Raw genomic sequence first — 24635 nt, forward strand, 5'->3', positions numbered from 1 at the left:
TTCAGCTCAGCGACGCGAACGAGGATATGACAGACATGGCGAATTCCCTGACCGCACGTAAGCGCATCCGCAAGAACTTCGGCAAGATCACCGAAGTGGCGGAGATGCCCAATCTGATCGAGGTTCAGAAGACCTCCTACGACCAGTTTCTTCAGTTGGGCACTGCGATCTCCGACCGGAGCAATACGGGCCTGCAGGAAGTTTTCACTTCGGTTTTCCCGATCCGCGACTTTTCCGAGCGCGCCGAACTGCAGTTCGTGCGCTATGAGCTGGAAGAGCCGAAATACGACGTCGAGGAATGCCAGCAGCGCGGCATGACCTTTGCCGCACCGCTGAAGGTCACCCTGCGCCTGGTGGTGTGGGATGTCGACGAGGACACCGGTGCGCGCTCGATCCGCGACATCAAGGAGCAGGACGTCTACATGGGCGACATGCCCCTGATGACCCGCAACGGCACCTTCGTGGTCAACGGCACCGAGCGGGTGATCGTCTCCCAGATGCACCGCAGCCCGGGCGTCTTCTTCGACCATGACCGCGGCAAGACCCACTCTTCGGGCAAGTACCTCTTCGCCGCCCGCGTCATCCCCTACCGGGGTTCCTGGCTGGACTTCGAGTTCGACGCCAAGGATCTGGTCTACGTACGCATCGACCGGCGCCGCAAGCTGCCGGCCACGACGTTGCTGCTGGCGCTGGATTCCGCCGACACCGAGAAGCTGCGGGTCGACCGGGCCAAGGACGGCGCCGAGCTGGAGCCGCATGAGGCCCAGGGCATGACGCCGGAAGACGTGCTCGACTACTTCTACGATCACATCGTCTACAAGCGTTCCGGCAAGGGCTGGCGCACCAAGTTCGATGCCGAGCGGATGCGCGGCGCCAAGCTGGCGACCGATCTGATCGACGCCGACAGCGGCAAGGCGGTTGCCGAGGCCGGCCAGAAGATCACGCCGCGGCTCGCCAAGAAGCTGGTCGAGGGCGGCCTGAAGGACATGTTCGTTTCCAGCGAACAACTGGTCGGCAGCTACATTTCCGGCGACTTCATCAACGAGAAGACCGGTGAGGTCATCTGCGAGGCCGGCGACGAGCTGAGCGAGACCCTGATCGAGACCCTGGTCGAGGCGGGCGCCAAGAACCTGTCGATCCTGGCGATCGACCACATCAACGTCGGCGCCTATATCCGCAACACCCTGGCCGTCGACAAGAACACCAGCCGTGAAGAGGCGCTGATCGACATTTACCGGGTGATGCGCCCGGGCGAGCCGCCGACGCTGGAGACGGCCGAGACAATGTTCAACGGCCTGTTCTTCGATCCGGAGCGCTACGATCTCTCCGCCGTGGGCCGCGTGAAGATGAACGCGCGCATGGGCTTTGAGACCGATGACCAGATGCGCACCCTGCGCAAGGACGACATGCTGGAGATCCTGAAGGTCCTGGTCGGGCTGAAGGACGGCCGCGGCGAGATCGACGACATCGATCACCTCGGCAACCGGCGTGTCCGTTCGGTCGGCGAGCTGATGGAGAACCAGTACCGCCTCGGCCTGCTGCGCATGGAGCGGGCGATCAAGGAGCGGATGTCCTCCGTCGAGATCGACTCGGTCATGCCGCACGACCTGATCAACGCCAAGCCGGCGGCGGCCGCGGTGCGGGAGTTCTTTGGCTCCTCACAGCTTTCCCAGTTCATGGATCAGACCAATCCGCTGTCGGAGATCACCCACAAGCGGCGCCTCTCGGCGCTCGGCCCGGGCGGTCTGACCCGCGAGCGTGCCGGTTTCGAGGTGCGCGACGTGCACCCGACCCACTATGGCCGCATCTGCCCCATCGAGACGCCGGAAGGCCCGAATATCGGCCTGATCAACTCCCTGGCGACCTACGCCCGGGTCAATCAGTACGGCTTCATCGAGAGCCCCTACCGCAAGGTGGAAAAGGGCAAGGTGACCAACGAGGTGCACTACCTCTCGGCCATGGAAGAGGGGCGCTACACCATCGCCCAGGCCAACGCCTTGCTGGACGACAAGGGCCGTTTTACCGAGGACCTGATTTCCTGCCGTGAGGGCGGGGACTACATCATGGGCCTGCCCGAGCAGATCGACTTCATGGACGTTTCGCCCAAGCAGTTGGTCTCGGTCGCCGCGGCCCTGATCCCCTTCCTGGAGAACGACGACGCCAACCGCGCGCTCATGGGCTCCAACATGCAGCGGCAGGCCGTGCCGCTGCTGCAGTCCGAGGCACCGCTGGTCGGCACCGGCATGGAGAGCACCGTGGCCCGGGATTCCGGTGTCGCCATCGGCGCACGCCGCGCCGGGGTGGTCGACCAGGTGGACTCGACCCGCATCGTGATCCGCGTGACGGAGGAAACCTCCAGCGGCGATCAGGCGGTTGATATCTACAATCTGCTGAAGTTCCAGCGCTCCAACCAGAACACCTGCATCAACCAGCGCCCGCTGGTGAAAGTGGGTGACGAGGTGGCCCGCGGCGACATCATTGCCGACGGTCCCTCGACCAACCTGGGCGAGCTGGCGCTGGGCCGCAACGTTCTGGTCGCCTTCATGCCTTGGCAGGGCTACAACTTCGAGGACTCGATCCTGATCTCCGAGCGCATCGTGCGCGATGACGTCTTCACCTCGATCCATATCGAGGAATTCGAGGTCATGGCCCGCGATACCAAGCTGGGTCAGGAGGAAATCACCCGCGACATTCCCAACGTCGGCGAGGATGCGCTGCGTAACCTCGACGAGGCGGGCATGGTCTACATCGGCGCCGAGGTGAACCCGAGCGACATTCTGGTGGGTAAGGTGACGCCGAAGGGCGAGTCGCCGATGACCCCGGAAGAAAAGCTGCTGCGGGCGATCTTTGGTGAAAAGGCTTCCGACGTGCGCGATACCTCGCTGCGGGTGCCGCCGGGCGTCACCGGTACGGTGGTCGACGTGCGGATCTTCTCGCGCCGCGGTGTCGACAAGGACGAGCGCGCCCTGGCCATCGAACGGGCGGAGATCGAGCGTCTGGCCAAGGACCGCGACGACGAAAGGGCGATCCTGGAGCGCAGCTTCTACGGCCGCCTGAAGGACCTGGTGCTGAACCAGACCGCCGTCTCGGGCCCCAAGGGTCTGAAGTCCGGCACCAAGATCACCGAGAAGGTGCTGAGCGACTTCACGCCGGGCCAGTGGCGCCAGATCGCCATCAAGGCGGACAAGCGCCAGCTCGACCTGGAAGCCCTGAACAAGCAGTTCGAGGAGTCCATCGACGAGCTGAACAAGCGCTTCGAGAACAAGGTCGACAAGCTGCAGCGCGGTGACGAGCTGCCGCCGGGTGTCATGAAGATGGCCAAGGTCTTCGTCGCGGTGAAGCGCAAGCTGCAGCCGGGCGACAAGATGGCCGGCCGTCACGGCAACAAGGGCGTTATCTCCAAGATCGTGCCGATCGAGGACATGCCCTACACCGAAGAAGGCACCTCGGTGGACATCGTGCTCAATCCCCTGGGCGTGCCGAGCCGCATGAACGTCGGACAGATTCTGGAGACCCATCTGGGCTGGGCCTGTAGCGGCCTGGGCGGACAGATCAGCCAGATGCTCGACGAGATCGGCCGCGGCGCCAAGATGGAGCCGCTGCGCAAGAAGCTGAAGGACGTCTATGGCGATGCGACCTACAAGGGCGACATTGCCGATATGGGCGAGGAGCAGCTTCTGGAACTCGGCGGTAACCTGCGCAAGGGTGTGCCGATTGCGACCCCGGTTTTCGACGGCGCGCGCGAGGAAGACATCTCCGCGATGCTGGAGCAGGCCGGCCTCAACCGCTCCGGCCAGGTGACCCTGATCGACGGGCGCACCGGCGAGGCTTTCGAACGTCAGGTGACGGTCGGCTACATCTATATGCTGAAGCTGCATCACCTGGTGGACGACAAGATCCACGCCCGTTCCATCGGCCCCTACAGCCTGGTCACCCAGCAGCCGCTGGGCGGTAAGGCCCAGTTCGGCGGCCAGCGCTTCGGCGAGATGGAGGTCTGGGCGCTGGAGGCCTACGGCGCGGCCTATACGCTGCAGGAAATGCTCACCGTGAAGTCGGATGACGTTTCCGGGCGGACCAAGGTCTACGAAGCCATCGTCAAGGGCGACGACAACTTCGAAGCCGGTATTCCGGAATCCTTCAACGTTCTGGTCAAGGAACTGCGGTCCCTCGGCCTCAACGTCGATCTGAAACAGAGCACGTGACCGGGCGCGGCCTTCACGCCCCGACCCGTCTCTGCGAAACCAGTTATTCTATCGGGAGAAACCGATGACCGAGTTGATGAACATCTTTGGCCAGCCGACCGGCCCTCAGAGCTTCGATCAGATCCGTATTTCGATCGCCAGCCCTGAGCGGATCCGTTCCTGGTCCTACGGCGAAATCAAGAAGCCGGAGACCATCAACTACCGAACCTTCAAGCCGGAGCGCGACGGTCTTTTCTGTGCGCGTATTTTCGGTCCGATAAAGGACTACGAGTGCCTCTGCGGCAAGTACAAGCGCATGAAGTATCGCGGCATCATCTGCGAGAAATGCGGCGTCGAGGTCACTCTCTCCAAGGTGCGCCGCGAGCGCATGGGCCACATCGAACTGGCCAGTCCGGTCGCCCACATCTGGTTCCTGAAGTCCCTGCCGAGCCGCATCGGTTTGCTGCTCGACATGACCCTGAAGGATCTGGAGCGGGTGCTCTACTTCGAGTATTTCGTGGTGGTGGAACCCGGCCTGACGCCGCTGAAGATGCACCAGCTGCTGAGCGAAGAGGAGTTCCTCACCGCTCAGGAGGAATACGGTGAAGACTCCTTCGAGGCGATGATCGGCGCCGAGGCGATGAAGAAGATGCTCGCCTCTCTGGAGCTGGAGGAAGAGCGGGTCGAGGTGCGCGACGAGCTGCGCGAGACCGGTTCCGAAGCCAAGCGCAAGAAGCTGGTAAAGCGTCTGAAGCTGATCGAGGCCTTCCTGGAATCCGGCGCCCGTCCGGAGTGGATGATCCTGGACGTCGTGCCGGTCATTCCGCCCGAGCTGCGCCCGCTGGTGCCGCTGGACGGCGGCCGCTTTGCGACCTCCGACCTCAACGACCTCTATCGCCGGGTCATCAACCGCAACAACCGTCTGAAGCGGCTGATCGAACTGCGCGCGCCGGACATCATCGTGCGCAACGAAAAGCGCATGCTGCAGGAGGCGGTTGACGCCCTCTTCGACAACGGCCGCCGCGGCCGCGTCATCACCGGCGCCAACAAGCGTCCGCTGAAATCCCTCAGCGACATGCTGAAGGGCAAGCAGGGCCGCTTCCGCCAGAACCTGCTCGGCAAGCGCGTCGACTACTCCGGCCGTTCGGTCATCGTGGTCGGGCCGGAGCTGAAGTTGCATCAGTGCGGCCTGCCGAAGAAGATGGCGCTGGAGTTGTTCAAGCCCTTCATCTATTCGAAGCTGGAACTCTACGGCATGGCCTCCACCATCAAGGCGGCCAAGCGCATGGTGGAAAAGGAGCGGCCCGAGGTCTGGGATATCCTGGAAGAGGTGATCCGCGAGCATCCGGTTCTGTTGAACCGCGCGCCCACGCTCCACCGTCTCGGCATCCAGGCTTTCGAGCCGGTGCTGATCGAGGGCAAGGCGATCCAGCTTCACCCGCTGGTCTGCACCGCCTTCAACGCCGACTTCGACGGCGACCAGATGGCGGTCCACGTGCCGTTGTCGCTGGAAGCCCAGCTCGAAGCCCGCGTGCTGATGATGTCGACCAACAACATCCTCTCGCCGGCCAACGGCAAGCCGATCATCGTGCCGTCGCAGGATATCGTCCTTGGCATCTACTATCTGTCGATGGAGGCCGACGGCGAAAAGGGCGAAGGCATGCTGTTCGGCGACATGGGCGAGCTGGATCACGCCCTCTCGGTCGGTGCGGTTTCCATGCACGCCAAGATCAAGGCGCGCTACCACACGGTGGATGAGGACAACAATCCGGTGCGGCTGATCGTCGACACCACCCCGGGCCGCATGCTGCTGTCCGAGGTGCTGCCGCGTCATCCGAAGGTGCCCTTCAGCCTGCTGAACAAGGTGATGACCAAGAAGGAAGTCACCGAGCTGATCGACATCGTCTACCGCCACTGCGGCCAGAAGGACACGGTCATCTTCTGCGACCGCATCATGTCGCTCGGCTTCGGTTATGCCTGTAAGGCCGGCATCTCCTTCGGCAAGGACGATCTGATGATCCCTGATGCCAAGGCGGGCCTGGTCGAAGAGGCGCAGACCAAGGTCAAGGAGTTCGAGCAGCAGTACCTCGACGGCCTGATTACCCAGGGCGAGAAGTACAACAAGGTGGTCGACGTCTGGTCGCAGTGCACCGACCGCGTTGCCGACGAGATGATGAAGGTCATCTCCGGCACCAGCGGGCACAAGATCAACGCCGTCTACATGATGGCTGATTCCGGTGCCCGTGGTTCGGCGGCCCAGATCAAGCAGCTTGCCGGCATGCGCGGCCTGATGGCCAAGCCGTCGGGCGAGATCATCGAGACACCGATCATCTCGAACTTCAAAGAGGGCCTGACGGTGCTGGAGTACTTCAACTCCACCCACGGCGCCCGAAAGGGTCTGGCCGATACGGCGCTGAAGACTGCCAACTCCGGTTACCTGACGCGCCGACTGGTCGACGTCGCCCAGGACGCCATCATCATCGAAGAGGACTGTGGGACCGAGAAGGGCCTGACGGTCTCGGCGGTGGTCGACGGCGGCGAGGTCATTGCCTCGCTGGGCGAGCGCATCCTCGGTCGTACCGCGCAGGAGGACATCGTCGATCCGCTGAGCGGCGATGTTATTCTGAAGCGCGGCGATCTGATCGAGGAGAACAAGATCGACCGGATCGAACAGGCCGGTATCGATACGATCCTGGTCCGTTCCGCCCTGATGTGCGAGTCGGTCGGCGGCATGTGCGGCGCCTGCTACGGCCGCGACCTGGCTCGGGGTACCAAGGTGAACGTCGGAGAGGCGGTCGGTGTGATCGCCGCCCAGTCGATCGGCGAGCCGGGCACCCAGTTGACCATGCGCACCTTCCACATCGGTGGTGCGGCCCAGCGTGGTGCCGAGCAGAGTTCCGTTGAGGCGGCGGCCGATGCCTCGGTCACCATCGCCAACCGCAACGTGGTGATGAATTCCGAGGGTGTACCCATCGTGATGGGGCGCAACCTCGAGGTCGTGCTGAGCGACGAGAAGGGCCGCGAGCGCGCCCGTCACCGGGTGCCTTACGGCGCCAAGCTGCTGGTCGACGAGGGGGCCGCGGTCAAGCTGGGCGACAAGCTGGCCGAATGGGACCCCTACACCATTCCGATCATCACCGAGCGGGAAGGTGTGGCCAACTACGTCGACCTGATCGAGGGCACCTCGATCAGCGAGGTCATGGACGAGACGACCGGTATCTCGAACCGCGTGGTCATCGATTGGAAGCAGCAGCCGCGCGGCAACGACCTGAAGCCGCGGGTGACGCTGCGCGACGACAAGGGCGAGGTGGTTACCCTGGCCAACGGCATGGAAGCCCGTTACTTCATGTCGGTGGACGCTATCCTCTCCGTCGAGAACGGCGCCCAGGTGAAGGCGGGCGACGTGCTGGCCCGTATCCCGCGGGAATCCTCCAAAACGCGCGACATCACCGGCGGTCTGCCGCGGGTGGCGGAACTCTTCGAGGCCCGCAAGCCGAAGGACTACGCCATCATCAGCGAGATCGAAGGGCGTATCGAATTCGGCAAGGACTACAAGACCAAGCGCCGGATCGTCGTGGTGCCGGAGGATGAGGAGCAGGAGTCCCGCGAATACCTGATCCCGAAGGGCAAGCATATCTCGGTCCAGGAGGGCGACTTCGTCCAGGTCGGCGACATGCTGCTCGACGGTAACCCGGTACCCCATGACATCCTTGAGGTGCTGGGCGTCGAGGCCCTGGCCAACTACCTGATCGACGAGATCCAGAGCGTCTATCGTCTCCAGGGCGTGAAGATCAACGACAAGCACATCGAGGTGATCGTTCGCCAGATGCTGCAGAAGGTCGAGATCCACGACGGCGGCGATTCGACCCTCCTGGTGGGCGAGCAGGTCGACCGGGACGAGTTCGACTTCGTCAACGACAAGGTCATTGCCGAGGGCGGCAAGGCGGCCACCGGCAGCCCGGTTCTCCAGGGCATCACCAAGGCCAGCCTGCAGACCCGGTCCTTCATCTCGGCGGCTTCCTTCCAGGAAACCACCCGGGTGCTGACCGAGGCGGCGACCCACGGCAAGGAAGATCGCCTGATCGGCCTGAAGGAGAACGTGATCGTCGGACGTCTGATCCCGGCGGGTACGGGTTCGGTGATGAATCGTCTGAAGCGGGTTGCCGCCGAACGCGATCTGGAGCTGATCGAGGCACGTCAGCAGGCGGCATTGACGGAAGGCGGCGATTCGCCGGTGACCGAGGAAGAGAGTTCGGTGGCCTAGAACGGATTCTCGGGGCCCGCCGGACCTGCGAACGCGGTTCCGGCGGGTCACGATCCGTTCTCGCGGCCTCCGGTTGCAGATTTGTTACCTAGAGTGCCGGACCGGAGAAATAAATGATCGCCGACTCCGGGTTCCGGCGCATCCTTGGAAGCATTTGAAAAAGTAAGGTTTCCTGGGATTAACGGGCTTGACGGAGGGTAGGGGCACTCATATATTGCGCCCACCTTTCGGGGGGCTGGTGGTAGGCCCGGTGCGGTCTAGACGCAGCCCCTGGCGATTACGGTATTGAAATATATAGCTGTTTTCGACGGCATCGCGGTATCCGCAGGGCTGATTCCCAGCCCTTTGCGGTGCTTTGTCTCGAAAACCGGGCGCATAGGAAAACCTGATGCCAACGATCAACCAATTGATCCGTAAGCCGCGCAAGCCTGAGGTTGTGCGCAACAAGGTCCCGGCTCTTGAGGCCTGTCCGCAGAAGCGCGGCGTTTGCACGCGCGTCTATACGACGACCCCGAAGAAGCCGAACTCGGCCCTGCGTAAGGTCGCGCGCGTGCGCCTGACCAACGGGTTCGAGGTCACCAGCTACATTCCGGGTGAAGGGCATAACCTTCAGGAGCACTCCGTGGTGATGATCCGCGGCGGCCGTGTGAAGGATCTTCCCGGCGTCCGCTATCACATCATTCGTGGCACGCTCGACACCCAGGGCGTCAAAGACCGCCGCCAGCGCCGTTCGAAATACGGCGCCAAACGGCCCAAGTAAGCCAGGGAGCAAGGCATGTCACGCCGTCATAGCGCCGAAAAGCGGGAAGTTCTTCCCGACCCGAAGTTCGGCGACATCGTTCTCAGCAAGTTCATGAACTGCCTCATGTACGACGGCAAGAAGTCCGTCGCCGAGGGCATCGTTTATGGGGCCCTGGACCGGGTTCAGGAGCGCGGCGGCCAGGACCCCGTGCGGACCTTCCACGAGGCGCTGGACAACGTGAAGCCGGATCTCGAGGTGCGCTCGCGCCGCGTCGGCGGTGCGACCTATCAGGTGCCCGTCGAAGTGCGTCACGACCGCGGCCAGGCTCTGGCGATCCGCTGGCTGATTTCGGCATCGCGCTCGCGCTCCGAGCTGACGATGACCGAGCGTCTGGCCGGGGAGCTGATGGACGCTTCGAATAACAGGGGCGCAGCCGTGAAGAAGCGGGAGGACACCCACCGCATGGCAGAGGCTAACAAGGCCTTCTCGCATTATCGCTGGTAACCAAACGCAGAGTAGACCGTCATGGCACGCACCACCCCCTTAGATCGTTACCGCAACATCGGCATCATGGCCCACATCGATGCCGGCAAGACGACGACGACCGAGCGCGTTCTTTATTATACGGGCGTTTCTCACAAGATCGGCGAAGTCCACGACGGCAACGCCACCATGGACTGGATGGAGCAGGAGCAGGAGCGGGGTATCACCATTACCTCGGCTGCGACGACCTGCTTCTGGAACGACCACCGCATCAACATCATCGACACCCCGGGTCACGTGGACTTCACCATTGAGGTGGAGCGTTCGCTGCGGGTGCTCGACGGCGCCGTCGCCGTTTTCGACTCTGTGGCCGGTGTGGAGCCGCAGTCGGAGACGGTCTGGCGTCAGGCCGACAAGTACAAGGTTCCGCGGATCTGCTTCGTCAACAAGATGGACCGCACCGGGGCCGACTTCTATCGCTGTGTCGATATGATCGTCGACCGCCTGGGCGCGCAGCCGATGGTGCTGCAGCTGCCGATCGGCGCTGAGGGCGAGTACAAGGGTGTCGTCGACCTGGTGGCGATGAAGGCCATCGTCTGGCAGGACGAGTCCCTGGGCGCCAAGTTCGACATCGTCGATATTCCCGCCGATCTCGCCGACAAGGCTGCGGAGTACCGCGAGAAGCTGGTTGAGCTGGCGGTCGAGCAGGACGACGCCGCCATGGAGGCCTATCTCGAAGGCAACGAGCCGGACGAGGCGACACTGAAGCGCTGCATCCGTCAGGGTACCGTCGGCCTCAAGTTCGTGCCGGTCCTGAACGGCACGGCTTTCAAGAACAAGGGCGTGCAGCCGCTGCTCGATGCCGTGGTCGACTACCTGCCGTCGCCGGTAGAAGTACCGGACGTCAAGGGTGTGAAACCGGACAGCGACGAAGAGGATACCCGTCCCAGCAGCGACGATGCCCCGGCCTCCGGCCTGGCTTTCAAGATCATGACCGACCCCTTCGTCGGTTCGCTGACTTTCGTGCGGGTTTATTCCGGTGTCTTCACCACCGGTACGCAGATCATGAATTCGGTGAAGGACAACCGTGAGCGCGTCGGCCGCATGCTGCAGATGCACTCCAATCACCGTGAGGACGTGAAAGAGGCGCGGGCCGGCGACATCGTCGCCATTGCCGGACTGAAGAACACCACGACCGGTGAGACGCTCTGCGATCCGCAGCACCCGATCGTCCTGGAGCGCATGGAATTCCCCGATCCGGTCATCGAGGTCGCGGTCGAGCCGAAGACCAAGAGCGATCAGGAGAAGATGGGTGTCGCCCTCAGCCGCCTGGCTCAGGAAGACCCGTCTTTCCAGGTCTCGTCCGACGTCGAGAGCGGCCAGACGGTCATCAAGGGCATGGGCGAGCTTCACCTCGACATCATCGTCGATCGCATGAAGCGCGAGTTTAAGGTCGACGCCAATGTCGGCGCCCCGCAGGTCGCCTATCGCGAGACCATCACCCGCCAGGCCGAGATCGACTATACCCATAAGAAGCAGACCGGTGGTTCGGGCCAGTTCGCCCGCCTGAAGGTGGTCTTCGAGCCGACCGAGGCGGGCGAGGGCTTTGTCTTCGATAACGCCATCACCGGCGGCGCGATCCCCCGTGAATTCATCCCGGGCGTCGAAAAGGGCCTCAAGTCGGCGCAGGAGACGGGCGTTCTCGCCGGTTTCCCGATGATCGACTTCAAGGCAACCCTGACCGACGGTGCGAGCCACGATGTCGACTCTTCGGTGCTGGCTTTCGAGATCGCCTCACGGGCGGCCTTCCGTGAGGGCATTCCGAAGGCCGGTCCGGTTCTGCTGGAGCCGATGATGAAGGTCGAAGTGGTGACCCCGGAAGAGTACATGGGCGACATCATCGGCGATCTGAACAGCCGGCGCGGCAGCGTGCAGGGCATGGACAGCCGCGGCAACGCGCAGGTCATCAATGCCATGGTGCCGCTGGCGAACATGTTCGGTTACGTGAACAACCTGCGCTCCATGAGCCAGGGTCGTGCCCAGTACACGATGTTCTTTGACCATTATTCGAAGGTGCCGCAGGCGGTGGCCGACGAAGTAGTTTCCAAGCTGGCCTAGGCAAGGCCGGGTTCAGGGTTTAGGCGAGCGTAAAGCCGAGTGACGGAGAAGTAGGACCGATGGCGAAGGCAAAATTTGAGCGGACGAAGCCGCACTGCAACGTTGGAACGATTGGCCACGTTGACCATGGTAAGACGACGCTGACGGCGGCGATTACGAAGGTTCTGGCGGAGTCTGGAGGGGCTGAGTTTTCGGCTTACGACCAGATTGACAAGGCGCCTGAGGAGAAGGCGCGTGGGATCACGATTTCGACGGCGCATGTCGAGTACGAGACGGCGGAGCGTCACTACGCGCACGTTGATTGCCCGGGCCATGCGGACTATGTGAAGAACATGATCACGGGCGCGGCGCAGATGGACGGCGCGATCCTGGTCGTTTCGGCTGCCGACGGCCCGATGCCGCAGACCCGCGAGCACATCCTGCTGGCGCGCCAGGTTGGCGTTCCGGCGCTTGTGGTGTTCATGAACAAGGTCGACCAGGTCGACGACGAGGAGCTTCTGGAGCTGGTGGAGATGGAGATCCGCGAGCTTCTGTCTTCTTACGACTTCCCGGGCGATGACATTCCGATCGTGAAGGGCTCGGCGCTTGCGGCGCTTGAGGACTCGAACGAGGAGATCGGGAAGAAGGCGATTCTTGAGCTGATGTCGGAGGTTGACCGCTACATCCCGCAGCCGGACCGCCCGAAGGACAAGGCCTTCCTGATGCCGATCGAGGATGTGTTCTCGATTTCGGGCCGTGGCACGGTGGTCACGGGCCGCGTTGAGAGCGGTATCGTGAAGGTCGGCGACGAGATCGAGATCGTGGGCATCCGCGACACGCAGAAGACGACCTGCACGGGCGTCGAGATGTTCCGCAAGCTGCTTGATTCGGGTGAGGCGGGCGACAACATCGGCGCGCTGCTGCGTGGTGTTGGGCGCGAGGACGTTGAGCGCGGCCAGGTTCTGGCCAAGCCGGGCTCGATCACGCCGCACACGAACTTCACGGCGGAAGCCTACATCCTGACGAAGGAAGAGGGCGGCCGTCATACGCCGTTCTTCACGAACTATCGTCCGCAGTTCTATTTCCGGACGACGGACGTGACGGGTGTTGTGACGCTGCCGGAAGGCACGGAAATGGTCATGCCGGGCGACAATGTGTCGATGTCGGTGGAACTGATCGCGCCGATCGCGATGGACGAAGGCCTGCGCTTTGCCATCCGTGAAGGCGGGCGCACCGTCGGCGCCGGCGTCGTCGCCGGAATCAGTAAGTAAGAGAATAGTTTTTGACGCGCCTGCCCAATCCCGGGCAGGCGCCGATCTTTTGGATGGCGCTGAATTATGGACAGCCAAGACATACGTATTCGCCTGAAGGCTTTCGATCACCGAGTGCTCGACCAGTCGACCTCGGAGATCGTCGGTACGGCGAAACGCACCGGAGCCCAGGTGCGGGGTCCGATCCCGCTTCCGACCCGGATCGAGAAGTACACGGTGCTGCGCTCGCCGCACATCGATAAGAAGAGTCGCGAGCAGTTCGAAATCCGGACTCACAAGCGCCTTTTGGACATTGTCGATCCGACGCCGCAGACGGTTGATGCGCTCATGAAGCTCGACCTCGCCGCCGGCGTCGACGTCGAGATCAAGCTGAAGGGCTGAAGCCATGCGGACTGGTCTGATTGCACAGAAGATGGGCATGACCCGGGTGTTCACGCCGGAAGGCGAGAACCTGCCGGTCACGGTCCTGCAGTTGAACAACTGCCAGGTCGTTGCGGTGCGCACCTCTGAGAAGGACGGTTACGATGCCGTTCAGCTCGGTGCCGCCAAGGCCAAACCGAACCGGGTGAGCAAGCCGATGCGTGGCCACTTCGCCAAGGCGAAGGTCGAACCCAAGCGCCGGCTGGCCGAGTTCCGGGTGTCCAACGACGCCTTGCTGGAGGTGGGCCAGGAGCTCTCCGCCGCGCACTTTGTGGCCGGGCAGCACGTCGATGTGACCGGCTCGTCGATCGGTAAGGGTTTCGCGGGTGCCATGAAGCGGCATAACTTCGCCGGCCTGCGTGCCAGCCACGGCGTGTCGATCTCGCACCGCTCGCATGGTTCGACAGGTAACAGCCAGGACCCGGGCAAAGTCTTCAAAGGTAAGAAGATGGCCGGCCACATGGGCGACCGCCGGGTGACCACGCAGAACCTCGAGGTCGTCTCGGTGGACGAGGACCGCGGCCTGATTCTGATCAAGGGTGCGGTTCCGGGTGCCGAAGGCGGCTGGGTGATGATCCGCGACGCGGTCAAGGCGAGCCTGCCTGAGAACGTGCCTTTCCCGGCCGGCCTGCGGCAGGGCGCGGAAGCGGCCCCGGCCGAGCAGTCTGCCGAAGATGCGGCTCCGGCCGACGCCGAGGCGCCTGAAGCCTCCGGCGAAGAGAAGAAGGACCAGTAATCATGAAGTGTCCAGTCACGACACTTGAGAACAAGAAGGCCGGCGAGATCGATCTCGACGACGGCGTCTTCGGTCTGCGTCCGCGTCAGGACATCCTGTCGCGGATGGTGAACTGGCAGCTGGCCAAGCGCCGTGCCGGGACCCACAAGGTCAAGACCCGCGGCGAGGTTACCGGTTCGACCCGCAAGCTGTTCCGCCAGAAGGGCACGGGCAATGCCCGCATGGGCTCGGCCCGCACGACCCAGCGTCGCGGCGGTGGCACTGTTTTCGGCCCGGTCCTGCGCGATCACAGCCATGGCCTGACGAAGAAGTTTCGTCAGCTTGGTCTCAAGACCGCGCTCTCGACCAAGGCGGCGGAAGGCAAGCTGATCGTGGTTGAGGATGTGGCGGTCAAGGAAGCCAAGACCGGCGACCTGGCGAAGAAGTTCGCGGCGCTCGGTTGGTCGTCGGTTCTGATCATCGATGGTGCGGCGGTCGACGGCGATTTTGCCAAGGCTGTCAGCAACATTCCGTTGGTGGATGTGCTGCCGCAGCAGGGCGCCAATGTTTACGACATCCTGCGCCGTGACACCCTGGTGTTGACCAAGGGTGCGGTGGAAGCGCTGGAGGCGCGACTGAAATGAGCCGGGCACGCAAGATCAAGAGCGAACCGACAACGGTTTCCAAGGAACGGATCTTCGAAGTGATCCGCCATCCGGTGGTGACCGAAAAGTCGACCCTGGGTTCCGAGCACAACCAGGTGACCTTCGTAGTTCCCCTGGATGCCTCCAAGCCTGAAATCAAGGCGGCGGTCGAGGAGCTGTTCAAGGTCAAGGTCAAGGCGGTCAACACTCTGCGCCAAAAGGGCAAGGTGAAGCGCTTCCGCGGCCAGCTCGGCAAGCGCTCCGATACCAAGAAAGCTTTTGTGACTCTGGACGAGGGTCACAGCATCGACGTGACCACGGGGGTCTAAGCCATGGCGCTTAAGAATTTCAATCCGACCACGCCCGGCCGCCGTAATCTGGTGCTGGTCGACCGTGGCGATCTCTGGAAAGGCAAGCCGGTCAAGAAGCTGACCGAAGGCCTGACCAAGAACGGCGGACGCAACAACACCGGCCGTATCACGGCCCGGCGCCGCGGTGGCGGCCACAAGCGGCTCTACCGCGTGGTCGACTTCAAGCGGCGGAACTTCGACGTTCCGGCCAAGGTTTTGCGCCTTGAGTACGACCCCAACCGAAGCGCCTTCATCGCCTTGATCGAGTACGAGGGCGGTGAGCAGAGCTACATCCTGGCGCCGCAGCGTCTGGCCGTCGGCGATACGGTGATTTCCGGCGAGCGCGCGGACATCAAGCCGGGCAACGCCATGCCGCTGTCGTCGATCCCGGTCGGCACCATCGTCCACAATGTGGAGATGAAGCCGGGCAAGGGCGGCCAGATCGCCCGCGCCGCCGGCACCTATGTTCAGCTGGTCGGCCGCGACGCGGGCTACGCCCTGATGCGTCTCGGCTCCGGTGAAGTGCGCATGGTGCGGGCCGACTGCATGGCTTCCATCGGCGCCGTGTCCAACCCGGACAAGGCCAATGCGAAGCTCGGTAAGGCCGGCCGTAAGCGCTGGATCGGCAAGCGCCCCGCGGTCCGCGGTGTCGCCATGAACCCGGTCGATCACCCCCATGGCGGTGGTGAGGGCCGGACCTCGGGCGGTCGCGATCCGGTGACCCCCTGGGGCAAGCCGACCAAGGGCGCCAAGACCAGGCACAACAAGAAGACCGACTCACTGATCGTGCGTCGTCGTCACAAGAAACGATAGGGGAGCGAAGCAGTGTCACGCTCTGTTTGGAAGGGTCCGTTCGTCGACAGCTATCTGCTGAAGAAGGCAGAGGCATCGCGCGGTTCGGGTCGCAACGAGATCATCAAGACCTGGTCTCGCCGTTCGACCATCATGCCGCAGTTCGTCGGGCTGACGTTCGGTGTTTACAACGGCAAGAAGTTTCTGCCGGTGCTGGTGACCGAAAACATGGTGGGCCACAAGTTCGGCGAGTTCGCGCCGACGCGCACCTTCTACGGTCACGCGGCCGACAAGAAGGCCAAGAGGGGCTAAGTCATGGGTAAGCCTAAACATCCCGGCCGTCAGGCGGAGACCGAAGCCCGCACGGTGGTGCGCAATCTGCGCACCAGCCCGCAGAAGCTGAACCTGGTGGCCGCCTCGATCCGCGGCATGTCCGCCGAGGCCGCTCTGGCGGAGTTGACCTTCTCCAAGCGCCGCATCGCCAACGATGTGAAGAAAGCGCTGCAGTCGGCCATCGCCAATGCGGAGAACAATCATCAGCTGGACGTCGACCGTCTCTATGTATCGGAGGCCTCGGTCGGCCGCAGCTTCGTCATGAAGCGGTTCCGCCCCCGTGCGCGCGGCCGCGCTGGAAAGATCATGAAGCCTTGGAGCCGCCTTACCGTGGTGGTTCGTGAGCGCGAGGAAACGGCGTAATGGGTCAAAAAGTCAATCCGATCGGCCTGCGACTGGGGATCAACCGGACCTGGGATTCTCGCTGGTTCGCTGATGCCAACTATGCGGACCTGCTGCATGAGGATCTGCGGATCCGCGAGTATCTGCGCAAGCGTCTGCAGCAGGCCGGTGTGTCGCGCATCGTGATCGAGCGTCCGGCGAAGAAGGCCCGGATCACCATTCACACGGCGCGCCCGGGTGTGGTGATCGGCAAGAAGGGCGCCGACATTGAAAAGCTGCGCGGGGCACTGCAGAAGATGACCTCGAGCGAGGTTCACCTGAACATCGTCGAGATCCGTAAGCCGGAAATCGATGCCCGTCTGGTGGCCGAGAACATCGCCAACCAGCTTGAGCGCCGTGTCGCTTTCCGCCGCGCTATGAAGCGGGCGGTGCAGTCGGCCATGCGTCTGGGCGCCGGCGGTATCCGCATCAACTGCGGCGGCCGTCTGGGCGGCGCCGAAATCGCGCGCACGGAGTGGTATCGCGAAGGCCGCGTGCCGCTGCACACCCTGCGTGCCGATGTCGACTACGGCGAAGCCACGGCACAGACCACCTACGGCGCTTGCGGCGTGAAGGTCTGGGTCTTCAAGGGAGAAATCCTGGCGCACGACCCGATGGCTCAGGACAAGCGGGCGCAGGACGCCCAGGCCGCGCGATAGCAGCCGGCGAGAGAGTAGAGTTTGAGGAACGACAGCGATGCTGCAGCCGAAACGAACGAAGTATAGAAAAGCCCACAAGGGGCGCATCCATGGCAAGGCCAAGGGTGGCACGGCATTGAATTTCGGTGCCTACGGCCTCAAGGCGACCAGCCCGGGCCGGCTGTCTGCGCGCCAGATCGAGGCCGCGCGCCGCACCATCACCCGCCACATGAAGCGTGTCGGGAAGCTGTGGATCCGCGTCTTCCCCGATGTGCCGGTGTCCTCCAAGCCCGCCGAAGTGCGGCAGGGCAAGGGTAAGGGTTCGCCGGAGTGGTGGGCCGCGCGGGTGAAGCCCGGCCGGGTTCTCTTCGAGCTCGAAGGCGTGCCGATGGAGCTGGCGCGGGAGGCCTTCATCCTGGCCTCGGCCAAGCTGCCGGTGCAAACGAAGTTCATCACCCGCCTCGGCGGAGAGGAGAGCTAAGTCATGAAGGCCGGAGATCTGCGGACCAAATCGGTCGACGAATTGAAGGACTCGCTTCTGAACCTCCGCAAGGAGCAGTTCAACCTGCGTTTCCAACAGGCGAGCGGTCAGCTCGAGAATACGGCGCGAGTGCGGCAGGTTCGCCGCGACATCTCGCGAATTAAAACGATCCTGCGCGGTATGCAGCAGGCGGCATCTTAGGAGTATCGGCTATGCCGCGTCGTGTCTTGCAAGGAGTGGTGGTGAGCGACAAGGGCGACAAGACGATTACCGTCTTGGTCGAACGTCGGGTCATGCATCCGGTCTACAAGAAATTCATCAAGCGGTCGAAGCGCTATCACGCCCATGACGAGGGCAACAGCTGTCATGTCGGCGACAGTGTTCGCATTCGCGAATGCCGTCCGATTTCCAAGAGCAAGTCTTGGGAAGTCGTGGCCGACGGCGACCAGGCCGCTTAGAGCAAGGAAAGGGCGAGACCGATGATCCAGATGCAGACGCAGCTAGACGTCGCCGACAACTCGGGCGCCCGGCGGGTGCAGTGTATTAAAGTACTCGGTGGCTCCAAGCGTAAAACGGCAGGCGTGGGCGACATCATTGTCGTCTCCGTGAAGGAAGCAATTCCGCGCGGCCGCGTGAAGAAGGGTGATGTGCACCAGGCGGTGATCGTTCGTACCGCCAAGGAGATCCGTCGTGGCGACGGCAGCACGATCCGCTTCGACAACAACGCGGCGGTGCTGATCAACAAGCAAGGGGAGCCGATCGGAACCCGTATCTTCGGCCCGGTCACTCGTGAACTTCGTCAGAAGAATTTCATGAAGATCATCTCCCTCGCACCAGAGGTGCTGTGATGGCGAGAAAGTTCAAAATCAAGAAGGGCGACAAGGTGGTGGTGACCGCCGGTCGCGACAAGGGCAAGCAGGGCGAAGTTCTGCGGGTGTTGCGTGAGGACGAGCGGGTGCTGGTCCAGGGCGTCAACATGGTCAAGCGCCACACGGCGCCGACCCAGGCCTCGCCTGGCGGCATTATCGAGAAGGAAGCCTCGCTTCATATCTCCAATGTCGCGCACATCGATCCGAAGTCCAGCAAGCCGACCCGTGTCGGTTACAAGTTGGACAAGGACGGTAACAAGGTCCGGATTGCCAAGCAGTCCGGTGAAGCAATCGATTTCTAAGCGAAGGTCAGTGAGCATGAAACCGCGCTTGAAAGAGCACTACGATACGACGCTGAAAGCCGCCTTGATTGAGGAGTTCAGCTACAAGAATCACATGGAAGCCCCGCGCCTTGAGAAGATCATCATCAACATGGGCGTTGGCGAAGCCGTGGCTGATTCGAAGAAGATCAAGTCCGCCGTTAAGGAGATGACCCTGATTGCCGGCCAGGCGCCGGTGGTGACCAAGGCGAAGAAGTCCGTCGCGACCTTCAAGCTGCGCGAAGGCATGCCGGTGGGTTGCAAGGTCACCTTGCGGCGTGAGCGGATGTACGAGTTTCTGGATCGTCTGGTGACGATTGCTCTGCCGCGTGTTCGCGACTTTCGCGGCCTTTCCGGCAAGAGCTTCGACGGCCGCGGCAACTATGCCATGGGCCTGAAGGAACAGATCGTGTTTCCCGAGATCGACTATGATTCGGTCGATGAGATCCGCGGTATGGACATCGTTATTTGCACGACAGCCAAGAGCGATCAGGAAGCCAAGGCCCTGCTGAAGGGTTTCCAGATGCCGTTTCGGGCCTAAGGGCGGAAGGAAAGAGTTATGGCTAAGAAAAGTGCCGTCGAGAAAAACAAGGCCCGCAGAAAGCTGGTGGACCGTTATGCCGCCAAGCGCGCGGCGCTGAAGGTAACGGCGCGTGACCGCACGCTGCCGCCGGAAGAGCGCTTTCAGGCTTATTTGAAGCTTGCTGAGCTGCCGCGTAACTCGGCCAAGGGCCGTATTCGCAACCGCTGTCAGGTGACCGGGCGCCCCCGCGGCGTCTATCGGAAGTTCGAGCTCTCGCGTATTTCGCTGCGGGACCTGGCTTCCATCGGTCAGATCCCTGGCATGGTCAAGTCGAGCTGGTAGGAGAGTCGGTCGATGGCGATGAGCGATCCCCTCGGTGATATGCTGACGCGTATCCGCAACGGGCAACGGACCGGAAAGTCGAAGGTCCGGGCGCCGGCTTCCAAGCTGCGCTCCAATGTCCTTGAGGTTCTGCAACGCGAAGGTTACATCCGCGGTTATCACACGGAAGCTCTGAACAGCGGCCTCAACGAGGTCGAAATCGAGCTGAAGTACAACGATGGTGCGCCGGTGATCCAGGAGATTGCCCGCGTGTCGCGCCCGGGTCGCCGGGTGTATTCGAAGATCAAGGAGCTGCCGCGGATCTACAACGGTCTCGGCATCACCATCCTTTCCACGCCGCGCGGGGTCATGTCCGACCAGGAAGCGCGGGCGGCGAATGTCGGTGGTGAAGTGCTTTGCCGCGTCTTCTAAGGCGCAAGAGTTGAGGGACTGACAGTCATGTCACGTGTAGGCAAGAACCCCGTCGAAGTGCCCAGCGGCGTTGAAGTCGCGGTAAAGGGTGGCTTGGTTTCGGCCAAGGGTAAGTTGGGTGTCCTGGATTATCAGGCGACCGACGATGTCGAGATCAGCCAGGAAGACGGCAAGGTCTGGGTCAAGCCGGCCAATGACGGCAAGCGCGCCCGCGCCATGTGGGGCACGGTGCGTTCGCGCATCCAGAACATGGTGGTCGGCGTCTCCGAAGGTTTCACCAAGAACCTGGAGATCAACGGCGTCGGCTATCGTGCGGCGGTCCAGGGGCAGTCCCTGAACCTGCAGCTCGGTTTCAGCCACGACGTGCTCTATCCGATCCCCGAGGGCATCACCATCAAGTGTGAGAAGCCGACGGCGATCTCGGTGAGCGGCGCAGACAAGCAGAAAGTCGGCCAGGTGGCGGCTGAAATCCGCAGCTATCGTCCGCCCGAGCCCTACAAGGGCAAGGGCGTGAAGTACGCGGACGAAGTCATCCTGCGCAAGGAAGGCAAGAAGAAGTAAGACCATGAAGACTTCAAAACAGCTACAGGAACGGCGCAAAAACCGGATTCGCTCCCGGCTCCGCCGCAAGAGCAGCGACCAGCCGCGTCTGTCGGTTTTTCGCTCCGGCAAGCACATCTACGCGCAGGTTATCGACGATAGCCGGGGCGTAACGCTGGCGGCCGCTTCCAGCATCGACGGCTCCTTGAAAGAGAAGCTGAAGAACGGCGCCGACAAGGCCGCCGCGGCCGAGGTCGGCAAGCTGGTGGCCGAGCGCGCCAAGGCGGCCGGTGTCAAAGAGGTCGTCTTCGACCGTGGTAGTTACCTCTTTCACGGGCGCGTTAAAGCGCTGGCGGATGCCGCCCGTGAAGGCGGATTGGCGTTCTAAGGAAAGATAAGGCTATGGCACGATCTCCCCGTGAAGGACGGTCCCGCGACGACCGCCGGCAGCGCGACAATGATGAGCCGGAACTGATTGAGAAATTGGTTGGGATCAACCGCGTTGCGAAGGTGGTCAAGGGTGGCCGGCGCTTCGGTTTCGCCGCCCTGGTGGTGGTGGGCGACGGCCGCGGCCGGGTCGGTCACGGCCACGGCAAGGCGCGTGAGGTGCCCGAGGCGATCCGCAAGGCGACCGAGCAGGCCAAGAAGGGCATGGTTCGGGTGCCGCTGCGCGAGGGCCGGACCCTGCATCATGACATCAAGGGGCGCTTCGGTGCCGGCAGAGTGCTGATGCGGGCGGCCGAGGCCGGTACCGGCATCATCGCCGGCGGCCCGATGCGCGCCGTTTTCGAAGCCCTGGGCGTGCAGGACGTGGTCGCCAAGTCGGTCGGCAGTTCCAATCCCCACAACATGATCCGCGCCACTTTCGAGGCGCTGGAGCGCAGTGTCAGCCCGCGCATGGTTGCGCAGCGCCGCGGCAAGAAGGTTGCCGAGGTGCTCGGCAAGCGTGATACGGCGGCTGCCGAGGCGAGGGAGTAAGGCCAATGGCTGCGGCAAAGAAAACCCTGAAGGTCACCCAGATCGGCAGCCCCATTGGTCGGCGCAAAGACCAGCGGGCAACCCTGGTGGGCCTCGGACTGAACAAAATGAACCGTTCGCGCGAACTGGAAGACACACCTTCGGTGCGCGGCATGATCAACAAGGTTAGCCATCTGGTGCGTGTCGAAGGCGAAGCCTGAGACGCGATGGGTTGTGGCGGGCGGCTCCCAGGACCAGCCCGTTAGGGACGAAAAGCGATGAAACTCAATCAGTTGAGCGACAATCAGGGCGCCACCAAAAACCGCAAGCGCATCGGGCGCGGTATCGGTTCGGGCAAGGGCAAGACCTCGGGCCAGGGCCACAAGGGCCAGAAGGCGCGCTCCGGCGTGGCCATCAAGGGCTTTGAGGGCGGCCAGATGCCGCTGCACCGGCGTCTGCCGAAGCGCGGCTTCAACAACATCTTTGCCAAGTCCTTCAAGGTCGTGAACCTCGGCCGCCTGCAGCAGGCGATCGACGCCGGCCGTCTGGATGCCAAGAAGCCGGTCGACGCCGCGGCGCTGCGCGAGGCCGGCCTGGTCAAGACCGCGGGCGACGGCATCCGTTTGCTTGCAAAGGGTGAGCTCAAGGCCAAGATAGATGTGACCGTCGCCGGCGCCTCCAAGGCGGCGGTGGAAGCGGTCGAGAAAGCCGGCGGTTCCGTGACCGTCGTGGTCAAGGCACCGGTTGCCGAGGCCGCTCCGGCGTCCGAATGATCGGGAGGCCCAGGCCGCCCCGAACCCGAGAGAGATAGCCCATGGCCTCTGCTGCCGAGCAACTTGCCGCCAACATCAACTTCGGCGCCTTCGCCAAGGCGCCGGAACTGAAGAAGCGCATCTGGTTTACGCTCGGGGCCCTGATCATCTACCGGCTGGGAACCTATATTCCTATCCCCGGTGTCGATCCGCTGATTCTGGAGCAGATCTTCTCGCAGCAGGCCGGTGGCATCATCGGCGTTTTCGACATGTTCGCCGGCGGCGCCCTCAGCCGCATGACGATCTTCGCCCTCAACATCATGCCCTACATCTCGGCTGCCATTATCATGCAGCTGCTGACGGCGGTATCGCCGACCCTCGAAGCCCTGAAAAAAGAGGGCGAGGCGGGGCGCAAGAAGATCAATCAGTACACCCGCTACGGCACCGTGGTGCTGGCGATGTTCCAGTCCTACGGCATCGCCGTCGGCTTGGAGGCGACCCAGGGGCCGAGCGGCTCGGCGGTGATCGACCCCGGCCTGTTCTTCCGCCTGACCACGGTGATCACGCTTACCGGCGGCACCATCTTCCTGATGTGGCTGGGCGAGCAGATCACGCAGCGCGGCGTCGGCAACGGCATCTCGCTGATCATCTTCGCCGGCATTGTCGCCAACCTGCCCCTGGCTTTGGTGGAGGTGCTGGAACTGGGCCGCACCGGCGTGCTCTCGGCTCTGGTGATCGTCCTGCTGCTGGTCGGCTCGGTCGCCGTGATCGCCTTCATCGTCTTCATCGAGCGCGCCCAGCGCCGCATCGTGGTCCAATACCCGAAACGCCAGGTCGGCAACAAGATGTTCGGGGGCGAGGCCTCGCACCTGCCGCTGAAGCTCAATCCCTCCGGCGTTATCCCGGTGATCTTCGCGTCTTCGCTCCTGCTGCTGCCGCTGACGGTGGCCGGTTTCTCCGGCGGCGCCGGGCCGGAATGGCTGAGCTGGGTGGTGGCGAATCTGGGCCAGGGGCAGCCCCTTTATCTGGGGATTTATGCCGCGCTGATCATTTTCTTCGCCTTCTTCTACACCGGCATTGTCTTCAATCCGGATGACACGGCCGACAATCTGAAGAAGCATGGCGGCTTCATTCCGGGCATCCGCCCCGGCCGCAATACGGCTGATTTCCTGCGCCGCATCATGACCCGCCTGGGCACAGTCGGTGCAATCTATCTGGCGGTTGTCGCATTGATGCCGGAAATCCTGCGGGCCGAGTACAACTTCCCGTTCTACTTTGGCGGCACCTCGTTGCTGATCGTGGTCACGGTGACCATGGACACCGTCGGGCAGATCCACGCGCATCTGCTGGCGCAGCAGTACGAAGGGCTGATCAAGAAGTCCAAGCTGAAGGGGCGGCGCGGATGAATGTGATTCTGTTGGGCCCGCCGGGGGCGGGCAAGGGGACTCAGGCTAAGCGCCTGGAAGAAAAGCATAAATTGATCCAGCTTTCGACCGGCGACATGCTGCGGGCGGCGGTGGCTTCCGGCAATGATCTCGGCAAAAAGGCCAAGGAGATCATGGACGCGGGACAGTTGGTGCCGGACGACCTGATGATCGACCTGATTTCCGACCGGATCGACCAGCCCGACTGCACCAACGGCTTCATCCTCGACGGCTTCCCGCGCACCACGCCCCAGGCCGAGGCACTGGACAGCATGCTGGCGGAAAAGGGCCTGAAGCTGCATTCCGTCATCGAGATGAAGGTGCAGGACGAGATCCTGGTGGATCGCATCACCGGGCGCTACACCTGCGCCAACTGTGGCGCCGGCTATCACGACAGCTTCCAGCAGCCCAGAGTGGCCGGGGTCTGCGATGCCTGTGGCGGAACCGAATTCACCCGGCGCAGCGACGACACCGCCGAGACGGTGCGCAGCCGCCTGGCGGCCTATCATGCCCAGACCGCGCCGATCCTGCCGTACTACGGCGAAAAGGGCGTTCTGAAGGCGGTCGACGGCATGACCGGGATCGACGAAGTGACGGCTCAAATCGAAGATGCTTTGGGGGCGGCTTAGTGGTTGACTCGTCCCCGGCTCTTTCTATAATCCAGCGTTTCCGGCGCCTCGGGCGACCGGACTCTTCTGCTTGTCT

The 24635-nt window shown here is 62.9% G+C and carries 29 protein-coding genes; all 29 read left to right on the forward strand.

The window, feature by feature from the left end:
• Window positions 1–35 precede the first annotated feature (35 nt).
• The 29 genes from rpoB (at window position 36) to ACP146_RS07790 (ending at window position 24559) form a co-directional block, all read left to right on the forward strand.
• Complete coding sequence (gene rpoB / locus ACP146_RS07650; protein WP_422366173.1) at window positions 36–4202, forward strand: DNA-directed RNA polymerase subunit beta; 4167 nt, start codon at window positions 36–38, stop codon at window positions 4200–4202.
• Between the two features lie 64 nt (window positions 4203–4266).
• Window positions 4267–8445, forward strand: a complete 4179-nt coding sequence (gene rpoC / locus ACP146_RS07655) for a DNA-directed RNA polymerase subunit beta' (RefSeq protein ID WP_422366174.1) — start codon at window positions 4267–4269, stop codon at window positions 8443–8445.
• Between the two features lie 388 nt (window positions 8446–8833).
• Window positions 8834–9205, forward strand: coding sequence for a 30S ribosomal protein S12 (gene rpsL, locus ACP146_RS07660; RefSeq protein WP_167224145.1), 372 nt, complete (start codon window positions 8834–8836; stop codon window positions 9203–9205).
• A 15-nt stretch (window positions 9206–9220) separates the two neighbouring features.
• Complete coding sequence (rpsG, locus tag ACP146_RS07665; protein WP_422366175.1) at window positions 9221–9691, forward strand: 30S ribosomal protein S7; 471 nt, start codon at window positions 9221–9223, stop codon at window positions 9689–9691.
• A gap of 21 nt (window positions 9692–9712) precedes the next feature.
• Window positions 9713–11788: an elongation factor G gene (gene fusA, locus ACP146_RS07670; RefSeq protein ID WP_422366176.1), complete on the forward strand. Its 2076-nt coding sequence runs from the start codon at window positions 9713–9715 to the stop codon at window positions 11786–11788.
• Between the two features lie 59 nt (window positions 11789–11847).
• Complete coding sequence (tuf, locus tag ACP146_RS07675; protein ID WP_422366166.1) at window positions 11848–13038, forward strand: elongation factor Tu; 1191 nt, start codon at window positions 11848–11850, stop codon at window positions 13036–13038.
• A gap of 66 nt (window positions 13039–13104) precedes the next feature.
• On the forward strand, window positions 13105–13419 hold the full coding sequence (rpsJ, locus tag ACP146_RS07680) for a 30S ribosomal protein S10 (protein ID WP_167231680.1): 315 nt from the start codon (window positions 13105–13107) through the stop codon (window positions 13417–13419).
• Between the two features lie 4 nt (window positions 13420–13423).
• Window positions 13424–14194, forward strand: coding sequence for a 50S ribosomal protein L3 (gene rplC / locus ACP146_RS07685; protein WP_422366177.1), 771 nt, complete (start codon window positions 13424–13426; stop codon window positions 14192–14194).
• Between the two features lie 2 nt (window positions 14195–14196).
• Complete coding sequence (rplD, locus tag ACP146_RS07690) at window positions 14197–14817, forward strand: 50S ribosomal protein L4 (protein WP_422366178.1); 621 nt, start codon at window positions 14197–14199, stop codon at window positions 14815–14817.
• A complete protein-coding gene (locus tag ACP146_RS07695; protein WP_422366179.1) occupies window positions 14814–15146 on the forward strand; it encodes a 50S ribosomal protein L23 in 333 nt (110 codons plus the stop codon). Before rplD ends, ACP146_RS07695 begins: the two co-directional genes overlap by 4 nt.
• A 3-nt stretch (window positions 15147–15149) precedes the next feature.
• Window positions 15150–15980, forward strand: a complete 831-nt coding sequence (rplB, locus tag ACP146_RS07700; protein ID WP_422366180.1) for a 50S ribosomal protein L2 — start codon at window positions 15150–15152, stop codon at window positions 15978–15980.
• Window positions 15981–15992: 12 nt separating this feature from the next.
• Window positions 15993–16271, forward strand: a complete 279-nt coding sequence (rpsS, locus tag ACP146_RS07705) for a 30S ribosomal protein S19 (RefSeq protein ID WP_299397228.1) — start codon at window positions 15993–15995, stop codon at window positions 16269–16271.
• A 3-nt stretch (window positions 16272–16274) separates the two neighbouring features.
• Window positions 16275–16655, forward strand: a complete 381-nt coding sequence (gene rplV, locus ACP146_RS07710; RefSeq protein ID WP_422366181.1) for a 50S ribosomal protein L22 — start codon at window positions 16275–16277, stop codon at window positions 16653–16655.
• The gene (gene rpsC, locus ACP146_RS07715; protein WP_422366182.1) at window positions 16655–17332 is read left to right on the forward strand and encodes a 30S ribosomal protein S3; all 678 of its coding nucleotides are present in this window, start codon (window positions 16655–16657) and stop codon (window positions 17330–17332) included. The genes rplV and rpsC overlap by 1 nt, the downstream gene beginning before the upstream one ends.
• Before the next feature lie 37 nt (window positions 17333–17369).
• The gene (gene rplP / locus ACP146_RS07720; RefSeq protein ID WP_422366183.1) at window positions 17370–17792 is read left to right on the forward strand and encodes a 50S ribosomal protein L16; all 423 of its coding nucleotides are present in this window, start codon (window positions 17370–17372) and stop codon (window positions 17790–17792) included.
• Between the two features lie 3 nt (window positions 17793–17795).
• Entirely contained in the window at window positions 17796–17993 is a 198-nt protein-coding gene (gene rpmC, locus ACP146_RS07725) for a 50S ribosomal protein L29 (RefSeq protein WP_422366184.1), read from the forward strand.
• A gap of 11 nt (window positions 17994–18004) precedes the next feature.
• Window positions 18005–18250: a 30S ribosomal protein S17 gene (gene rpsQ / locus ACP146_RS07730; RefSeq protein ID WP_422366185.1), complete on the forward strand. Its 246-nt coding sequence runs from the start codon at window positions 18005–18007 to the stop codon at window positions 18248–18250.
• Window positions 18251–18271: 21 nt separating this feature from the next.
• Window positions 18272–18640 (forward strand): 50S ribosomal protein L14, encoded by a 369-nt coding sequence (rplN, locus tag ACP146_RS07735; RefSeq protein ID WP_422366186.1) that lies wholly within the window; start codon window positions 18272–18274, stop codon window positions 18638–18640.
• Window positions 18640–18963 (forward strand): 50S ribosomal protein L24, encoded by a 324-nt coding sequence (rplX, locus tag ACP146_RS07740; protein WP_422366187.1) that lies wholly within the window; start codon window positions 18640–18642, stop codon window positions 18961–18963. The genes rplN and rplX overlap by 1 nt, the downstream gene beginning before the upstream one ends.
• Window positions 18964–18979: 16 nt before the next feature.
• Window positions 18980–19522, forward strand: coding sequence for a 50S ribosomal protein L5 (rplE, locus tag ACP146_RS07745; protein WP_422366188.1), 543 nt, complete (start codon window positions 18980–18982; stop codon window positions 19520–19522).
• Window positions 19523–19540: 18 nt separating this feature from the next.
• Window positions 19541–19846, forward strand: coding sequence for a 30S ribosomal protein S14 (gene rpsN, locus ACP146_RS07750; protein WP_422366189.1), 306 nt, complete (start codon window positions 19541–19543; stop codon window positions 19844–19846).
• 12 nt (window positions 19847–19858) lie between these two features.
• Window positions 19859–20257: a 30S ribosomal protein S8 gene (gene rpsH / locus ACP146_RS07755; RefSeq protein ID WP_422366190.1), complete on the forward strand. Its 399-nt coding sequence runs from the start codon at window positions 19859–19861 to the stop codon at window positions 20255–20257.
• A gap of 27 nt (window positions 20258–20284) precedes the next feature.
• Window positions 20285–20818, forward strand: a complete 534-nt coding sequence (gene rplF / locus ACP146_RS07760) for a 50S ribosomal protein L6 (RefSeq protein ID WP_422366191.1) — start codon at window positions 20285–20287, stop codon at window positions 20816–20818.
• A gap of 4 nt (window positions 20819–20822) precedes the next feature.
• Window positions 20823–21185, forward strand: a complete 363-nt coding sequence (rplR, locus tag ACP146_RS07765; protein ID WP_422366192.1) for a 50S ribosomal protein L18 — start codon at window positions 20823–20825, stop codon at window positions 21183–21185.
• 14 nt (window positions 21186–21199) lie between these two features.
• Window positions 21200–21775 (forward strand): 30S ribosomal protein S5, encoded by a 576-nt coding sequence (gene rpsE / locus ACP146_RS07770; protein ID WP_422366193.1) that lies wholly within the window; start codon window positions 21200–21202, stop codon window positions 21773–21775.
• Window positions 21776–21780: 5 nt separating this feature from the next.
• Complete coding sequence (rpmD, locus tag ACP146_RS07775; RefSeq protein WP_422366194.1) at window positions 21781–21975, forward strand: 50S ribosomal protein L30; 195 nt, start codon at window positions 21781–21783, stop codon at window positions 21973–21975.
• Between the two features lie 57 nt (window positions 21976–22032).
• On the forward strand, window positions 22033–22527 hold the full coding sequence (gene rplO, locus ACP146_RS07780) for a 50S ribosomal protein L15 (protein WP_422366195.1): 495 nt from the start codon (window positions 22033–22035) through the stop codon (window positions 22525–22527).
• Between the two features lie 41 nt (window positions 22528–22568).
• Window positions 22569–23912, forward strand: coding sequence for a preprotein translocase subunit SecY (gene secY / locus ACP146_RS07785; RefSeq protein ID WP_422366196.1), 1344 nt, complete (start codon window positions 22569–22571; stop codon window positions 23910–23912).
• Window positions 23909–24559, forward strand: a complete 651-nt coding sequence (locus ACP146_RS07790; protein ID WP_422366197.1) for an adenylate kinase — start codon at window positions 23909–23911, stop codon at window positions 24557–24559. Before secY ends, ACP146_RS07790 begins: the two co-directional genes overlap by 4 nt.
• Window positions 24560–24635 lie beyond the last annotated feature (76 nt).

Origin of the sequence: Pelagibius sp. (genome assembly GCF_965249265.1) — a bacterium.
Taxonomy (GTDB): domain Bacteria; phylum Pseudomonadota; class Alphaproteobacteria; order Kiloniellales; family Kiloniellaceae; genus Pelagibius.

Bases quoted from the DNA above. Each gene is read 5' to 3' on its own strand.
- rpoB (WP_422366173.1), top strand. From the start codon at position 36: ATGGCGAATTCCCTGACCGCACGTAAGCGCATCCGCAAGAACTTCGGC.
- rpoC (WP_422366174.1), top strand. From the start codon at position 4,267: ATGACCGAGTTGATGAACATCTTTGGCCAGCCGACCGGCCCTCAGAGC.
- rpsL (WP_167224145.1), top strand. From the start codon at position 8,834: ATGCCAACGATCAACCAATTGATCCGTAAGCCGCGCAAGCCTGAGGTT.
- rpsG (WP_422366175.1), top strand. From the start codon at position 9,221: ATGTCACGCCGTCATAGCGCCGAAAAGCGGGAAGTTCTTCCCGACCCG.
- fusA (WP_422366176.1), top strand. From the start codon at position 9,713: ATGGCACGCACCACCCCCTTAGATCGTTACCGCAACATCGGCATCATG.
- tuf (WP_422366166.1), top strand. From the start codon at position 11,848: ATGGCGAAGGCAAAATTTGAGCGGACGAAGCCGCACTGCAACGTTGGA.
- rpsJ (WP_167231680.1), top strand. From the start codon at position 13,105: ATGGACAGCCAAGACATACGTATTCGCCTGAAGGCTTTCGATCACCGA.
- rplC (WP_422366177.1), top strand. From the start codon at position 13,424: ATGCGGACTGGTCTGATTGCACAGAAGATGGGCATGACCCGGGTGTTC.
- rplD (WP_422366178.1), top strand. From the start codon at position 14,197: ATGAAGTGTCCAGTCACGACACTTGAGAACAAGAAGGCCGGCGAGATC.
- ACP146_RS07695 (WP_422366179.1), top strand. From the start codon at position 14,814: ATGAGCCGGGCACGCAAGATCAAGAGCGAACCGACAACGGTTTCCAAG.
- rplB (WP_422366180.1), top strand. From the start codon at position 15,150: ATGGCGCTTAAGAATTTCAATCCGACCACGCCCGGCCGCCGTAATCTG.
- rplV (WP_422366181.1), top strand. From the start codon at position 16,275: ATGGGTAAGCCTAAACATCCCGGCCGTCAGGCGGAGACCGAAGCCCGC.
- rpsC (WP_422366182.1), top strand. From the start codon at position 16,655: ATGGGTCAAAAAGTCAATCCGATCGGCCTGCGACTGGGGATCAACCGG.
- rplP (WP_422366183.1), top strand. From the start codon at position 17,370: ATGCTGCAGCCGAAACGAACGAAGTATAGAAAAGCCCACAAGGGGCGC.
- rpmC (WP_422366184.1), top strand. From the start codon at position 17,796: ATGAAGGCCGGAGATCTGCGGACCAAATCGGTCGACGAATTGAAGGAC.
- rpsQ (WP_422366185.1), top strand. From the start codon at position 18,005: ATGCCGCGTCGTGTCTTGCAAGGAGTGGTGGTGAGCGACAAGGGCGAC.
- rplN (WP_422366186.1), top strand. From the start codon at position 18,272: ATGATCCAGATGCAGACGCAGCTAGACGTCGCCGACAACTCGGGCGCC.
- rplX (WP_422366187.1), top strand. From the start codon at position 18,640: ATGGCGAGAAAGTTCAAAATCAAGAAGGGCGACAAGGTGGTGGTGACC.
- rplE (WP_422366188.1), top strand. From the start codon at position 18,980: ATGAAACCGCGCTTGAAAGAGCACTACGATACGACGCTGAAAGCCGCC.
- rpsN (WP_422366189.1), top strand. From the start codon at position 19,541: ATGGCTAAGAAAAGTGCCGTCGAGAAAAACAAGGCCCGCAGAAAGCTG.
- rpsH (WP_422366190.1), top strand. From the start codon at position 19,859: ATGGCGATGAGCGATCCCCTCGGTGATATGCTGACGCGTATCCGCAAC.
- rplF (WP_422366191.1), top strand. From the start codon at position 20,285: ATGTCACGTGTAGGCAAGAACCCCGTCGAAGTGCCCAGCGGCGTTGAA.
- rplR (WP_422366192.1), top strand. From the start codon at position 20,823: ATGAAGACTTCAAAACAGCTACAGGAACGGCGCAAAAACCGGATTCGC.
- rpsE (WP_422366193.1), top strand. From the start codon at position 21,200: ATGGCACGATCTCCCCGTGAAGGACGGTCCCGCGACGACCGCCGGCAG.
- rpmD (WP_422366194.1), top strand. From the start codon at position 21,781: ATGGCTGCGGCAAAGAAAACCCTGAAGGTCACCCAGATCGGCAGCCCC.
- rplO (WP_422366195.1), top strand. From the start codon at position 22,033: ATGAAACTCAATCAGTTGAGCGACAATCAGGGCGCCACCAAAAACCGC.
- secY (WP_422366196.1), top strand. From the start codon at position 22,569: ATGGCCTCTGCTGCCGAGCAACTTGCCGCCAACATCAACTTCGGCGCC.
- ACP146_RS07790 (WP_422366197.1), top strand. From the start codon at position 23,909: ATGAATGTGATTCTGTTGGGCCCGCCGGGGGCGGGCAAGGGGACTCAG.